The organism is Streptomyces changanensis (assembly GCF_024600715.1).
Classification (GTDB): domain Bacteria; phylum Actinomycetota; class Actinomycetes; order Streptomycetales; family Streptomycetaceae; genus Streptomyces; species Streptomyces changanensis.
The window spans coordinates 5,490,086-5,503,029 of record NZ_CP102332.1 but is presented as its reverse complement, the minus strand read 5'-3'; the positions used below and the strand labels follow the sequence as shown (position 1 = coordinate 5,503,029).

At 73.8% G+C, this 12,944-nt stretch carries 11 protein-coding genes; 2 read left to right on the top strand and 9 right to left on the bottom strand.

Features of this window, described 5'->3' with window-relative positions:
* Positions 1–53: 53 nt before the first annotated feature.
* The 9 genes from NRO40_RS24050 to NRO40_RS24010 all read right to left on the bottom strand — a co-directional run bounded on the left by NRO40_RS24050 (position 54) and on the right by NRO40_RS24010 (position 9,498).
* Complete coding sequence (locus NRO40_RS24050; RefSeq protein WP_198549442.1) at positions 54–224, bottom strand: hypothetical protein; 171 nt, start codon at positions 222–224, stop codon at positions 54–56.
* A 126-nt stretch (positions 225–350) separates the two neighbouring features.
* Positions 351–1,451, bottom strand: a complete 1,101-nt coding sequence (locus tag NRO40_RS24045) for a glutamate--cysteine ligase (protein WP_058944506.1) — start codon at positions 1,449–1,451, stop codon at positions 351–353.
* Between the two features lie 467 nt (positions 1,452–1,918).
* Positions 1,919–2,050 (bottom strand): hypothetical protein, encoded by a 132-nt coding sequence (locus NRO40_RS24040; protein WP_257375501.1) that lies wholly within the window; start codon positions 2,048–2,050, stop codon positions 1,919–1,921.
* Between the two features lie 62 nt (positions 2,051–2,112).
* The gene (locus tag NRO40_RS24035) at positions 2,113–2,529 is read right to left on the bottom strand and encodes a hypothetical protein (RefSeq protein ID WP_058944507.1); all 417 of its coding nucleotides are present in this window, start codon (positions 2,527–2,529) and stop codon (positions 2,113–2,115) included.
* Between the two features lie 104 nt (positions 2,530–2,633).
* Complete coding sequence (locus NRO40_RS24030) at positions 2,634–3,770, bottom strand: XdhC family protein (protein WP_058944508.1); 1,137 nt, start codon at positions 3,768–3,770, stop codon at positions 2,634–2,636.
* Positions 3,771–3,822: 52 nt separating this feature from the next.
* Positions 3,823–5,265 carry an NCS2 family permease gene (locus NRO40_RS24025; RefSeq protein ID WP_058944509.1) on the bottom strand — a complete coding sequence of 481 codons (1,443 nt, stop codon included), beginning with the start codon at positions 5,263–5,265 and terminating at the stop codon, positions 3,823–3,825.
* A gap of 325 nt (positions 5,266–5,590) precedes the next feature.
* Positions 5,591–8,008, bottom strand: a complete 2,418-nt coding sequence (gene pucD, locus NRO40_RS24020; protein ID WP_058944510.1) for a xanthine dehydrogenase subunit D — start codon at positions 8,006–8,008, stop codon at positions 5,591–5,593.
* A 5-nt stretch (positions 8,009–8,013) separates the two neighbouring features.
* Positions 8,014–8,604: a (2Fe-2S)-binding protein gene (locus NRO40_RS24015; protein ID WP_058944511.1), complete on the bottom strand. Its 591-nt coding sequence runs from the start codon at positions 8,602–8,604 to the stop codon at positions 8,014–8,016.
* Positions 8,605–8,607: 3 nt separating this feature from the next.
* On the bottom strand, positions 8,608–9,498 hold the full coding sequence (locus NRO40_RS24010) for an FAD binding domain-containing protein (RefSeq protein WP_058944512.1): 891 nt from the start codon (positions 9,496–9,498) through the stop codon (positions 8,608–8,610).
* 372 nt (positions 9,499–9,870) lie between these two features.
* Here NRO40_RS24010 and NRO40_RS24005 point away from each other — a divergent pair, with 372 nt between their 5' ends.
* A complete protein-coding gene (locus tag NRO40_RS24005) occupies positions 9,871–11,757 on the top strand; it encodes a PucR family transcriptional regulator ligand-binding domain-containing protein (RefSeq protein ID WP_058944513.1) in 1,887 nt (628 codons plus the stop codon).
* Between the two features lie 282 nt (positions 11,758–12,039).
* Entirely contained in the window at positions 12,040–12,801 is a 762-nt protein-coding gene (locus tag NRO40_RS24000) for a hypothetical protein (protein WP_257375500.1), read from the top strand.
* Positions 12,802–12,944 lie beyond the last annotated feature (143 nt).

The window sequence follows — 12,944 nt, the reverse complement described above, 5'->3', positions numbered from 1 at the left end:
TCGGTCCCGGCACGGCCCGCCTGCCCCGGGCACAGTCGGGCAAACCGGGACACTCAGGACTGCTCCGGCTCGCGCGGCAGGTCGAGCGCGTCCCAGTCGAGCATGCGCTCGGCCTGCTCGTGGGCCGTCTCGGCGAGCCTTCTCACCTCGTCCAGGACGTCTCCGTGCTCCTCGACGAGTCGGTCGTAGATCGGGGAATCGGCGATCTGGGGGTGGGTCGTCACGGGTGTGCTCCTCGGTGCGCGCGGGACGGCTGGGGCCGGGGGGACCCGGCGCTCGCCGTCTGCCCGGTGCCGCGCGGATCATGCGCGGCACCTCGTACCCACGTTCCCTCCCCCGCGCGGCCGGGGTCAGCGCACCCCTTCCTGCGTCCGGCGTACGCACTCGGCGACGACCTCCGGCAGGCTGCCGTACCGCCGCAGCAGCCGCCGCTGCACCTGGGCGCCGTTGCCGTCGCTCAGCAGGTCGTCGAGGGCCTTGCGGGCGAGGGCGAGGTCGCCGTTCTCGTCGAGCGCCGCCTCGACGTGGAGGAAGAGCGCCCGCACGACGCGCTCGGCCGGCGCGGGGCGCATGGTGTGCGGGTGGAGGAGTTCGTCGTCGAGCCCCGAGCGGGCTGCGCGCCAGGCGGCGGCGCGCAGCAGTCCGATGCCGTGCTCGTCGGGTGGGGTGCCCTCCCGCCACTGCCGTGCCGCGGTGTCGACGAGCGCCCGGGCGAGCGTGGCGACCAGGACCGTCGTGGAGGCGTCCAGGCAGACGTCGGCGGTGCGGATCTCGACGGTCGGGTAGTGGCGGGAGAGCCGGGCGTCGTAGTAGATCATCCCCTCGTCCTGGAGGACGCCCGTGGCGACCAGCTCGCGCACCCGCCGGTGGTACCGCTCGGCGGACCCGAACGCCTCCACGGGCCCCGTCGAGGGCCAACGGCCCCACACCCGGCTGCGGTAGCTGTGGTAGCCGCTGTCGCCTCCTTGCCAGAAGGGCGAGTTGGCGCTCAGCGCGAGCAGCACCGAGAGCCAGGGCCTCATCCGGTCGAGGACGGCCACGCCCTCCTCGTCCGAAGTGACCGAGACGTGGACGTGGCAGCCACTGGTGAGCTGTTCGAGGGCGGTCACCGCGTAGTTCTCCCGGATCCAGCGGTACCGCCGGCCCTCGGTGACCGCGGGGTCCACGGGCAGCGGCGACGTCGCCAGCGCCGCGACGGCGACACCCACCTCGGCGGCGAGGTCCGCGGCGTCCGCCCGGCACCGTTCGATCTCGGCGGCCAGCTCGGCCATGGAGGTCCGGGGCAGCGTCCCGAACTCCAGCTGCTGGCCCTGCAGCTCCTTGGTGAAGGCGTGCTCCCGCCCCTCGTACCGCCGGGCGGCCGTGGCCAGTACCTCTTCGGAGACAGCGCGCGGCTGCCCCGATCGCGGGTCCACCAGGAGGAGTTCCTCCTCCACTCCGACACTGCGCAAAAGAACCCGCCTTTCCGGTCGCATCCTGTGTGGGGACAACTGACGGAACTGCCGGACGTGCCTGACGTGCTGGACTGCGGCGTGCTGGACTGCGGCCGTGCTGCCCCTGCGGGCGTGTCACCTTGCTGACGTGCCGCCCGTGCGGGCATACCGCCTTTCGGGCGCGCCGCGTCGCGGGCGTGCCGCATCGCGGACGGGCCGGACGCACCATCATCCCCGGCCCTGGTCCGCCGCGCACCGCCCCGGGGGCCCGTCTGCGGGATCTGGCGAGTTCCCACCGCACCCGGCCGGAACAGGCGCGACGCACACCCCCCTGACGCCCCGACATGCGAAGCGACCCCTCCTCCCCCACACCGCGCCCGGCGGCCCCGACGGGTCGAGACCTTGACGCCGACCACCCGTCCACTCACGCGAAGAGGACTGAGGCGAAGACGACGGGTTCGTGTTCGCCTGCGGCTCACCTCCGCTCAGACGGAGGCGAACCGGTCGTCGAGCGCGTCGCCGAACTCGGGCGGCGGTCCTCTCCGCTCGGGCGGAGGGGAGTCGCTGTTCCGGTGGTTCGCGACCGGCGAGCCCCGCGGGCGCGCCCGCACGGTCATGGCCCTGTCTTCAGGCGCAGGTGTGTCCGCGGGGCCGGCCAGGACAGCCACGCGCGCCGCGTCTACGCGCCGGGAGCCCTGCTCGCGGGACGGCTGTCCCGCGTCACGGCGGCGACCACGGCGGTGACGGCGGAGGTCGCGGCGAGGCTCCCCACCATGACCAGCCCCACGCCGATCACGAAGAGACCGCTGGAGTCGTCCGACCAGTCGTGGAAGGCGGCGGCGGTCAGACCGGCCGTGGGCCCGAGCACCGCGCCGACGAGGTGGCGCCGGTACGCGGCCCAGGAGACCGGCACCAGCAGGGTCAGCACCAGCCCGATCACCTGCCACGCCTCGTACGGGCCGGTCGTCGAACCGTCGGGCTGCACGTCGGGGTGCTGGTCCCAGCCGAGCCACGCGGCCCACACCGCGGTCGCGAGCAGGGCCAGCAGGAGGCAGGTCCCCAGCTGGGGGACGGCGGACTTGGAAGGTCGTCGCATGGCCACAGCCTCGTGGATCTCCCCGGCGCCGGCCTGAGTGCGCGTACTCAGGGCTCGTCCGAGTACGCCCGCCACGGCCGTGACCCGCTCCCCTCCGGGAGCGGTCACGCCACGGAGTCGATGCGGCCGGCGGGGTTGGACGGGCCGTCGTGGTGGATCGGGGTGTGCGCGCCGGTCAGGGACGCGCCGCTGCCGCCGCGGCGGGCGGCGACGATCTCGGCGGCGATCGACAGGGCGGTCTCCTCCGGTGTGCGGGCGCCGAGGTCGAGGCCGATCGGGGAGCGCAGGCGGGCCAGTTCGAGTTCGGTGACGCCGACCTCGCGCAGCCGCCGGTTGCGGTCCTCGTGGGTGCGGCGGGAGCCCATGGCGCCGACGTACGCGACGGGGAGGCGCAGGGCGTGCCGCAGGAGCGGGATGTCGAACTTGGCGTCGTGGGTGAGGACGCACAGCACGGTCCGCGCGTCGACCCGGGTGGTCTCCAGGTACTCGTGCGGCCAGCCGACGACGATCTCGTCGGCGTCGGGGAAACGGGCGGCGGTCGCGAAGACCGGCCGGGCGTCGCACACGGTGACGTGGTAGCCGAGGAACTTCCCGACCCGTACGAGCGCCGACGCGAAGTCGATGGCCCCAAAGACGATCATGCGGGGCGCGGGGACGCTGGATTCGACGAGCAGCGTCAGCGGCCGGCCGCACCGCGCGCCCTCCTCGCCGAGGGTGACGGTGCCGGTGCGGCCCGCGTCGAGCAGGGCGCGCGCCTCGGCCGCGGCGGTGCGGTCGAGGCCCGGGTGGCCGCCAAGCCCGCCCTCGTGCGAGCCGTCGGGGCGGACGAGCAGGGCGCCGCCCATCAGGTCGGCCGGCCCGTCGACGACGCGGGCCAGGGCCGCCGACTCGCCGCGGGCGGCGGCGGCCAGCGCGGCGGGGAAGACCCCGCCGCGGACCGGGGTGACGAGGACGTCGATGACGCCGCCGCAGGTGAGCCCCACGGCGAAGGCGTCCTCGTCGCTGTAGCCGAAGCGCTCGAGGACGGTGTCGCCGTCCTCGATCGCCTGCCGGCACAGCTCGTACACGGCCCCCTCCACACAGCCGCCGGAGACCGATCCGATCGCCGTGCCGTCGCGGTCGACGGCGAGCGCGGCACCGGGTTGCCGGGGCGCGCTGCCGCTGACCGCCACGACGGTGGCGACGGCGAAGTCGCGTCCCTGCTCGACCCACTGGCCGAGCTCCTCGGCGATGTCCAGCATGTCGGCCTCCTTGGGGCTTCGGAGCGGTGGTGTGGAGGGGCGTGGGCGTCCGTCAGTGGCCGGTGCCGGTCACGAAGTAGAAGACGAACACCGCGGAGAGGACCCACATCAGGACACTGGGCTCGCGCCACTTGCCCTGGGCGGCCTTGATCGCGCAGAAGGCGATGACGCCGGCGCCGACACCGGTGGTGATGGTGTACGTGAACGGCATCAGCACGACCGTGAGGAAGACCGGCACGGCGACGGACCAGTCGGCCCAGTCGACGTGGCGGGCGTTCTGCAGCATCATCGCGCCGATCACGACCAGGGCGGCGGAGGCCACCTGGCCCGGTACGAGCTGCGTCAGCGGGGTGAAGAAGAGGCAGGCGGCGAAGAACAGGCCGGTGACCGAGGCGGACAGCCCGGTCCGGGCGCCCTCGCCGACGCCGGTGGCGGACTCGATGAAGACGGTCTGCCCGGAGGCGCTCGTGACGCCGCCGATCGCGCCGCCCGCGCCGTCGATGAACAGTGCCTTGTTGAGGCCCGGCATACGGCCGGAGGCGTCGGCGAGCTTGGCCTCCTGCCCGACGGCGATGATCGTCGCCATGGCGTCGAAGAAGCCGGCCAGCACGAGCGTGAAGACGATCATACCGACGGCCGCGTAGCCGAGCTGCTCCCAGCCGCCGAACTCGACCTGGCCGAAGAGCGAGAAGTCCGGCATGGAGACCACCCCGCCGTGCAGGACCGGCGCCTTGCCGCCCCACGCCTCCTCCTCGATGAGGCCGGTGGCGGTGGCGACGACCGAGATGACGGTGCCGACGACGATGCCCAGCAGGATCGCGCCGGGGACCCGCCGCGCCTGGAGCATGAAGATCAGCAGCAGGGTGACGGTGAAGAGGACGACCGGCCAGCCGGTGAGCGAGCCGCCGACGCCGAGGGCGACGGGACCGCCGCCCAGGCCCTTGCCGACGAAGCCGGCGTTGACGAAGCCGATCATCGCGATGAACAGGCCGATGCCGATGGTGATGCCGTGCTTCAGGGCCAGCGGTATGGCGTTCATGATGACCTCGCGGACACCGGTGACCACCAGGAGGCAGATCACCGCTCCGTAGATCACGCACATGCCCATGGCCTGCGGCCAGGTCATGTGGGGCGCCACCTGGGTGGAGACGACACCCGCGACGCTGAGGCCCGCCGCCAGCGCGAGCGGGACCTTGCCGATGATTCCCATCGCCAGGGTGGTGACCGCTGCCGCGAGGGCGGTCGCCGTGATCAGGGCGGGCTGGCCCAGCTTGTTGCCGAGCAGGTCCTCGCCGCCGAGCAGCAGCGGGTTGAGCAGGAGGATGTACGCCATGGCCATGAAGGTCGTGACGCCGCCGCGCACCTCGCGCGCGACGGTGGATCCTCTGTGCGTGATGTGAAAGTACCGATCGAGCCAAGACCGTCCGGCGGGGATGCGCGTGCCTTCGCCCGCGTCTTCCGGAACGGTCTTCGGCTCCACTGACGATTGGGTCATGGTGCCTACTCCCAAGGTTCACAGGGGCACCCGCGGGCTCCGACTCCGGGCCCGTGCGCGGGATTTGGGATGGTGCTTGGCTGCACGACCCGGGGGAACGGCCCGAGACGGACGGGGTTCTGCGCTGGGGGGTGGGGGGATGGGGGGTGGTGGGTGCGGGGACCGCGAGCGGTGCGGTCCGATCGGTCCGACGTGCCTGTGGGGGTCTCCCTGCGGCTGTGCGGTGGTTCGGTGGTGGGTGCTCCGGACGGTGCGGACCGCGGGACTGTGACGTTCCCGGCAGCCGCGCACCGCCCGGAGGTTCGGGGGGCGCCGCCCGGAGGGGCTACGCGGTGCCGGTGAGGTGCTCGGGGCGTACCGGCGTCCTGTTCAGCTCCAGGCCCGTCGCGTTCCGGATCGCCGCGAGGACGGCCGGCGTGGACGACAGGGTCGGGGCTTCGCCGATGCCGCGCAGGCCGTAGGGGGCGTGCTCGTCGGCGAGTTCGAGCACGTCGACCGGGATGGTCGGCGTGTCGAGGATGGTGGGGATCAGGTAGTCCGTGAAGGAGGGGTTCCGCACCTTCGCCGTCTTCGGGTCGACGACGATCTCCTCCATGACCGCCATGCCCAGGCCCTGGGTGGTGCCGCCCTGGATCTGGCCGACGACGGAGAGCGGGTTGAGGGCCTTGCCGACGTCCTGGGCGCAGGCCAGCTCGATGACCTTGACCAGGCCCAGCTCGGTGTCGACCTCCACGACGGCGCGGTGGGCGGCGAACGAGTACTGGACGTGGCCGTTGCCCTGGCCGGTGCGCAGGTCGAACGGCTCGGTCGGGCGGTGGCGCCACTCGGCCTCGATCTCGACGACCTCGTCCTCCAGGACGTCGACCAAGTCGGCGAGGACCTCGCCGCCGTCGGTGACGACCTTGCCGCCTTCGAGCAGCAACTCGGCGGTGGCCCAGGCGGGGTGGTACGTGCCGAGCTTGCGGCGGCCGATCTCCAGGACCTTCTCGCGGACCAGCTCGCAGGAGTTCTTCACCGCCCCGCCGGTGACGTACGTCTGGCGGGAGGCGGAGGTGGAGCCGGCGGAGCCGACCCGGGTGTCGGCCGGGTTGATGGTCACCTGGGTGACGCCGAGCTCCGTGCGGGCGATCTGGGCGTGGACGGTGACGCCGCCCTGGCCGACCTCCGCCATGGCGGTGTGCACGGTGGCGACGGCCTCGCCGTTGATGACCTCCATGCGGACCCGGGCGGTGGAGTAGTCGTCGAAGCCCTCGGAGAAGCCGACGTTCTTGATGCCGACGGCGTAGCCGACGCCGCGGACGACGCCCTCGCCGTGCGTGGTGTTCGACAGGCCGCCGGGCAGCGCGCGGACGTCGGCGCCCTCGGTGGACTCCCACTGGCGCTCCGGCGGCAGCGGGCGGGCCTTGACGCGGCGCAGCAGCTCGGCGACGGGCGCCGGGGAGTCGACCGGCTGGCCGGTCGGCATGATCGTGCCCTGCTCCATGGCGTTGAGCCGGCGGAACTCGACGGGGTCCATGTCGAGCTTCGCGGCCAGCTTGTCCATCTGTGCCTCGTAGGCGAAGCACGCCTGGACCGCGCCGAAGCCGCGCATGGCGCCGCAGGGCGGGTTGTTGGTGTAGAGGGCGATCGACTCGATGTCGACGTCGTCGATGACGTAGGGGCCGGCCGAGAGGGACGCGGCGTTGCCGACGACGGCCGGGGAGGCGGAGGCGTAGGCGCCGCCGTCCAGCACGATCCGGCACTTCATGTGGGTGAGCTTGCCGTCCTTGGTCGCCCCGTGTTCGTAGTGCAGCTTCGCCGGGTGGCGGTGCACGTGGCCGAAGAACGACTCGAACCGGTTGTAGACGATCTTCACCGGCTTGCCGGTGCGCAGCGCCAGCAGGCAGGCGTGGATCTGCATCGACAGGTCCTCGCGGCCGCCGAAGGCACCGCCGACGCCGGAGAGCGTCATGCGGACCTTGTCCTCGGGCAGGCCGAGGACGGGGGCGATCTGGCGGAGGTCGGAGTGCAGCCACTGGGTGGCGATGTACAGGTCGACGCCGCCGTCCTCGGCGGGTACGGCGAGGCCGGACTCGGGGCCGAGGAACGCCTGGTCCTGCATGCCGAAGGTGTACTCGCCCTCGACGATCACGTCGGCCCGGGCGCGGGCCGCCTCGACGTCGCCGCGGACGATGGGCTGGCGGTGGACGATGTTGGGGTGCGGGACGTGCCCGGAGTGGTGGTCGTCGCGGCCGGGGTGCAGGATCGGCGCGCCGGGGCCGAGGGCGGACGCCTCGTCGGTGACGACCGGCAGCTCCCGGTACTCGACCTTGATCTTCGCGGCGGCGCGCCGCGCGGTCTCCGGGTGGTCGGCGGCGACGACGGCGACCGGCTCGCCGTGGTGGCGTACGACGCCGTTGGCGAGTACGGGGGTGTCCTGGATCTCCAGGCCGTAGTTCTTCACCTCGGTCGGCAGGTCGTCGTAGGTGAGGACGGCGTACACGCCCGCCTGGGCGAGGGCCTCGGAGGTGTCGATGGAGACGATCTCGGCGTGGGCGACGGGAGAGCGGAGGAGCTGGCCCCACAGCATGTCCTCGTGCCACATGTCCGAGGAGTAGGCGAACTCGCCGGTGACCTTGAGGGTGCCGTCGGGCCGGAGGGTGGACTCGCCGATGCCGCCCTTGGTGCCCTGGGCGCCCTGGGTGACCTTGGTGGGCGTGCCGGCCGGGGTGGCCGCGGCCCGGGTGTTCTGCGCGGTGGTCATGGGTGTCAGACCGCCTCTCCCTGACGTTCCTGGCGGGCGGCCGCGAGGCGGACGGCGTCCAGGATCTTCTCGTAACCGGTGCAGCGGCAGAGGTTGCCGGAGAGCGCCTCGCGGATGTCCTCGTCGGTCGGCGACGGGTTGTTCTCCAGCATCTCGTCGGCCGCGACGAGCAGGCCCGGGGTGCAGAAGCCGCACTGCACGGCGCCCGCGTCGATGAACGCCTGCTGGATCGGGGAGAGGGGGGTGCCCTCGCCGGTCTGCGAGTCGGTGCCGCGGGCGGACCACTGCTTGGCGTCGTCCAGGCCCGTGCCGCAGGCGCCGGTGGCGCAGCCGGCCTCGGCGCGCTGCCTGGCGAACTCGGCGAGACCCTCGACGGTGACCACCTCGCGGCCCTCGACCTGGCCGGCGGCGACGAGGCAGGAGCAGACGGGGACGCCGTCGAGGCGGACGGTGCAGGAGCCGCACTCGCCCTGCTCACAGGCGTTCTTGGAGCCCGGCAGGCCGAGGCGCTCGCGCAGGACGTAGAGGAGGGACTCGCCCTCCCAGACGTCGTCGGCCTCCTGCGGACGTCCGTTGACGGTGAAGTTGACGCGCATGGGTTATGCAGCTCCTTCCAGCGTGCGGGCGCTGCCGCGGTACTGCTCCCAGGTCCAGCCGAGGGTGCGGCGGGCCATGATGCCGACGGCGTGGCGGCGGTACCTGGCGGTGCCGCGGACGTCGTCGATCGGGTTGCAGGCGGCGGAGGCCAGCTGCGCGAACTGCTGGGCGATCGACGGGGTGATGATCTTGCCGTTGTCCCAGAAGCCGCCCTCTTCGAGCGCGGCGTTCAGGAACTCCTCGGCCTCCCTCGCCCGGATCGGCGTGGGCGCGGCGGAGCCGATGCCCGTGCGCACCGTGCGGGTCTCCGGGTGGAGGGCGATACCGAAGGCGCAGACCGCGATCACCATGGCGTTGCGGGTACCCACCTTGGAGTACTGCTGCGGGCCGTCGGCCTTCTTGATGTGGACGGTCTTGATGAGCTCGTCGGGCTGCAGGGCGTTGCGCTTGACGCCCGTGTAGAACTCGTCGATGGGGATGAACCGGCTGCCGCGCACCGACTCGACCTCCACCTCGGCGCCCGCGGCGAGCAGCGCCGGGTGGGCGTCCCCGGCGGGGGACGCGGTGCCGAGGTTGCCGCCGACACCGCCGCGGTTGCGGATCTGCGGCGAGGCGACGGTGTGGGAGGCGAGGGCCAGGCCGGGCAGCTCGGCCCGCAGGTGCTCCATGATCCGGGTGTACGGGACGGAGGCGCCCAGCCGGACGTTCTCCTCGCCGACCTCCCACTCACGGAGCGACTCGACGCGGTTCAGGTCCAACAGGTACTCGGGCCGCCGGTGGTCGAAGTTGATCTCGACCATGACATCGGTGCCACCCGCGATGGGCACAGCCGTGGGGTGCTCCGCCTTGGCGGCGAGCGCCTCCTCCCAGCTGGCGGGGCGAAGGAAGTCCATGAGTGGCTCTCTTCATTCGTGACGACGTGGTCCGCGCTCTTCCGGGTACCCCGCCGCCCGGGCCCGAGGGCCGGTGGTGCGTGGGCGCCGGGATCGGCGGGATCGGTGTGATCGGGGCTGTTCGCCGGGGCGCGGGGACGGCCGGCCCTCGATGAGGTGTTCATCTGCTGTTGACGCGTGGTGGCCCCAGTACACCCAGCGGTGCTCCACCCGGTGCAGTCACCGAAACCATGAAGGAGTTGGCTGGCGGCACCCCCGGTCTTGTAGATTCGAACGAAAGGCGGGGATCAGTAGTCTCTTCGTTTCCCCCCGGAAACGGTGGCGAGGGCCCACCGTCCACAACGAGACACCACGAGAAGGATCGGCGACGACATGCGGCTGCGCGCACTGCTGGAGACCGAGGCGCTGGGCTTGCGGCTGCTCAGCGGCGAGGACGAGCTCGACCGCACCGTGCGCGGCGTGATGACCACGGACCTGAGGGACCCCAGTCGGTACCTCTCCGGGGGCGAGCTGGTCCTCACCGGCCTGGCCTGGCGGCGCGACGAGGCGGACTCGGAGCCGTTCGTCCGGATCCTCGCCGGGGCGGGGGTCGCCGGTCTCGCGGCCGGTGAGGCGGAGCTCGGCGCCATCCCGGACGACCTCGTCCAGGCGTGTTTGCGCCACCGCCTCCCCCTCTTCGCAGTGAACGAATCGGTTGCTTTCGCAACTATCACCGAGCACGTCGTTCGACAGGTGTCCGGCGAGCGCGCGGGGGACCTGGCGGCCGTCGTGGATCGGCACAGGCGGCTGATGACCTCCGGCCCGGCCGGGGGCGGCCCCGAGGTGGTGCTCGACCTGCTCGGCACCGACCTGGACCTGCGGGCCTGGGTCCTCTCCCCGACCGGGCGGCGGATCGCGGGCGCCGGCACCCCGCTGCCCGCCGAGGTCGGCGCGGTACTGGCCGGGGAGCACCTGGCCGCGACCCGCACCGGCCGGCGCGGCCCGCACCGGGCGCAGGTCGGCGGGTCGACGTACTCGCTCTTCCCGATCCGTAACACCGGTCGGGGCGCCGCGCCGGCGGCCAGGGACATCCGCGAGACGGTCCTCTCGGACTGGCTGCTGGCCGTGGAGGCCGACGCCGGCGACTGGCCGGCCGCCCGGCTGGACCTGCTCCAGGGCGTCACCCAGCTCATCGCCGTGGAGCGCGACCGCAGGGACGCCGCGCGCACGGTCCGCCGCCGGCTGGCCCAGGAGGTCCTGGAGCTGGTGCAGACCGGCGCCGCCCCGGCGGAGATCGCCGCCCGGCTGCGGGTCGCCGCGCCCGTGCTGCTGCCGGGGCTCGGCGCCGCGCCGCACTGGCAGGTCGTCGTCGCCCGCGTCGAGTGGGGCGAGGACGGCGCGGTCGAGACCGGCCCGGTCGCCCAGTCGCTGCTGGAGGAGATCCTCGTCGACCCGGCGACGAGCGGACCGGACTCGGCCGACCGCATCGCGGTGGCCCATTCGGGGGACGAGGCCGTCGCGCTGGTACCGCTGCCCGCCGTCGCCCCGGTGACACCGGGCGCGGCGGGCCCCGACGCCGAGGCCGAGGACGGCGCGCCTGCGGATGCGGGTACGGGTGCGGGAGGTGACGGCGGGGCGGCCGCGGGCGGTTCGGACACCGCGGCCACGGGCGGCCCGGCGGCCGGCCCGGGCGCGGGCGGTACGGCCGGCTCCGGCTCGGGCGGCGGTGGCGGCTCCCGCGCGGGCGGCTCCGGCGCGGGCCGCTCGGCGGGCGGGGCCGGGCGCGGGCTGCACGCCGAGACGCTGCTGGCCGCCGTACGGACGCCACTGTCGGCGGGCCTCGCCGACGACGGGCGGCTCACGCTGGGCGTCAGCGCCGCCGTGCACTCCGCGGAGGGACTGCGCGGCGCGCTGGAGGAGGCCCGGCACGCCCGCCGCGTCGCGGCGGCACGCCCCGGACGGGTCTGCGCGGCCGGCCACCACGAGCTGGCCTCGCACGTCCTGCTGCTGCCGTTCGTCCCGGACGACGTGCGCCGGGCGTTCACGGCGCGGCTCCTGGACCCGCTGCGCGACTACGACCGACGTCACCGGGCCGAGTTGATCCCGACGCTGGAGGCGTTCCTCGACTGCGACGGCTCCTGGACGCGCTGCGCGGCGCGGCTGCACCTGCACGTGAACACGCTGCGGTACCGCGTCGGCCGGATCGAGCAGCTGACGGGACGCGACCTGTCGCGCCTGGAGGACAAGCTGGATTTCTTCCTGGCGCTGCGGATGTCCTGAGCGCGGACGGCGGTACGCCCCCACCTGGAGAGCGGTTCACTCTTTCGAGGGAATCGCCATGAAGGTGGGGGCGCACCGCCGCACCACCCCTCCCCGCCCCTCGGCCCCGCCGCGCCCCGGCGCCGCTCACCCCGGCGGGCGGTCCGCGCCACGCCGCGCCCGCCGGGTGATTGTGAATCAATTCACCCGGCCTCTTGGCCGGGTGTGCGGTTCCGTGCTGTGATGCGTCCGTCCCAACAGCTCGATGGTGCGCTCGGGGAGGGCAACGTGGCGCATACCGCCATGTCTGGTTCCGGAACGACCGATGCCGACGATCCGCTCCAGACCGCGGTATGGCGGCTGCGCTCCCGCGGCTGCTGGGCGGACGCGGCGGCCCTGCTCACCCCCACGGCGGACGACCCGACCGTGGCGGTCCAGCGGGCCTCCCTGCTGATCGAGCGGTGCCTCTACACCGAGGCCGGCTGGGCGGAGGCGGAGGACGCGCTGCGCGCCGCCGAGGCCGTCGCCCAGGACGACGAGGAGCGCGGCGCGGCCGCCTGCGAGCGCGGCTACCTCGCGTACGCCGCCACCCTGCACGGCGTACGGGACCGGGCCGACGAGGCGCGGGCGGCGCTCGGCCGCTCGGCGGCGCTGCTCGGGCCGTCCTCACCGCGGCGCGCGCTGCTGGACTTCCGGCGCGGGCTGCTCGCCCAGTACCTGGCGGACGCGCCGCAGGCCGCCCGCGCCGCCTACCGGCGCGCGCACGCCGCGGCGACCGCGCAGGGCGACACGCTGCTGCTGGCGTTCACCTGGCGGCACCTGGCCGGACTCGCGCTGCGCGAGGGCGAGTTGGCGGAGGCCCGGCACGGCTTCGCCGAGTCGCTGCGGCTGCGCGAGGAGCTGGGCTACCTGGTGGGTACGGCCCCGGCCCTGGCCGCCCTGGCCGACGCCGAACCGGAACCGGAGGCGAGCCGTCTACGGGCGGAGGCGCAGCGGCTGTTCCGGCTCCTGGGCGGCGTACCGACCTGGCTGGCGACCCAGTTCGCCCCGCACCCGGCGGCCTGACCACCCCGCCGCCCCTCCCCCGGCCCGCCCGCCGCGGCCCTCCCTCCACCCGCCCCCCGTCCCCCTGTCGTCCCCCTCTCCGACCGGCCCCCGGCTCCGACCACCTCCACGGCCGCGGCCCTCACCCGAACTGGACACACGTC

Excerpts from the sequence above, each read along its gene's own strand:
- NRO40_RS24040 (WP_257375501.1), bottom strand. The coding sequence starts at position 2,050 with ATGACCGTGCGGGCGCGCCCGCGGGGCTCGCCGGTCGCGAACCACCGG.
- NRO40_RS24035 (WP_058944507.1), bottom strand. The coding sequence starts at position 2,529 with ATGCGACGACCTTCCAAGTCCGCCGTCCCCCAGCTGGGGACCTGCCTC.
- NRO40_RS24030 (WP_058944508.1), bottom strand. The coding sequence starts at position 3,770 with ATGCTGGACATCGCCGAGGAGCTCGGCCAGTGGGTCGAGCAGGGACGC.
- NRO40_RS24025 (WP_058944509.1), bottom strand. The coding sequence starts at position 5,265 with ATGACCCAATCGTCAGTGGAGCCGAAGACCGTTCCGGAAGACGCGGGC.
- pucD (WP_058944510.1), bottom strand. The coding sequence starts at position 8,008 with ATGACCACCGCGCAGAACACCCGGGCCGCGGCCACCCCGGCCGGCACG.
- NRO40_RS24015 (WP_058944511.1), bottom strand. The coding sequence starts at position 8,604 with ATGCGCGTCAACTTCACCGTCAACGGACGTCCGCAGGAGGCCGACGAC.
- NRO40_RS24010 (WP_058944512.1), bottom strand. The coding sequence starts at position 9,498 with ATGGACTTCCTTCGCCCCGCCAGCTGGGAGGAGGCGCTCGCCGCCAAG.
- NRO40_RS24005 (WP_058944513.1), top strand. The coding sequence starts at position 9,871 with ATGCGGCTGCGCGCACTGCTGGAGACCGAGGCGCTGGGCTTGCGGCTG.
- NRO40_RS24000 (WP_257375500.1), top strand. The coding sequence starts at position 12,040 with ATGTCTGGTTCCGGAACGACCGATGCCGACGATCCGCTCCAGACCGCG.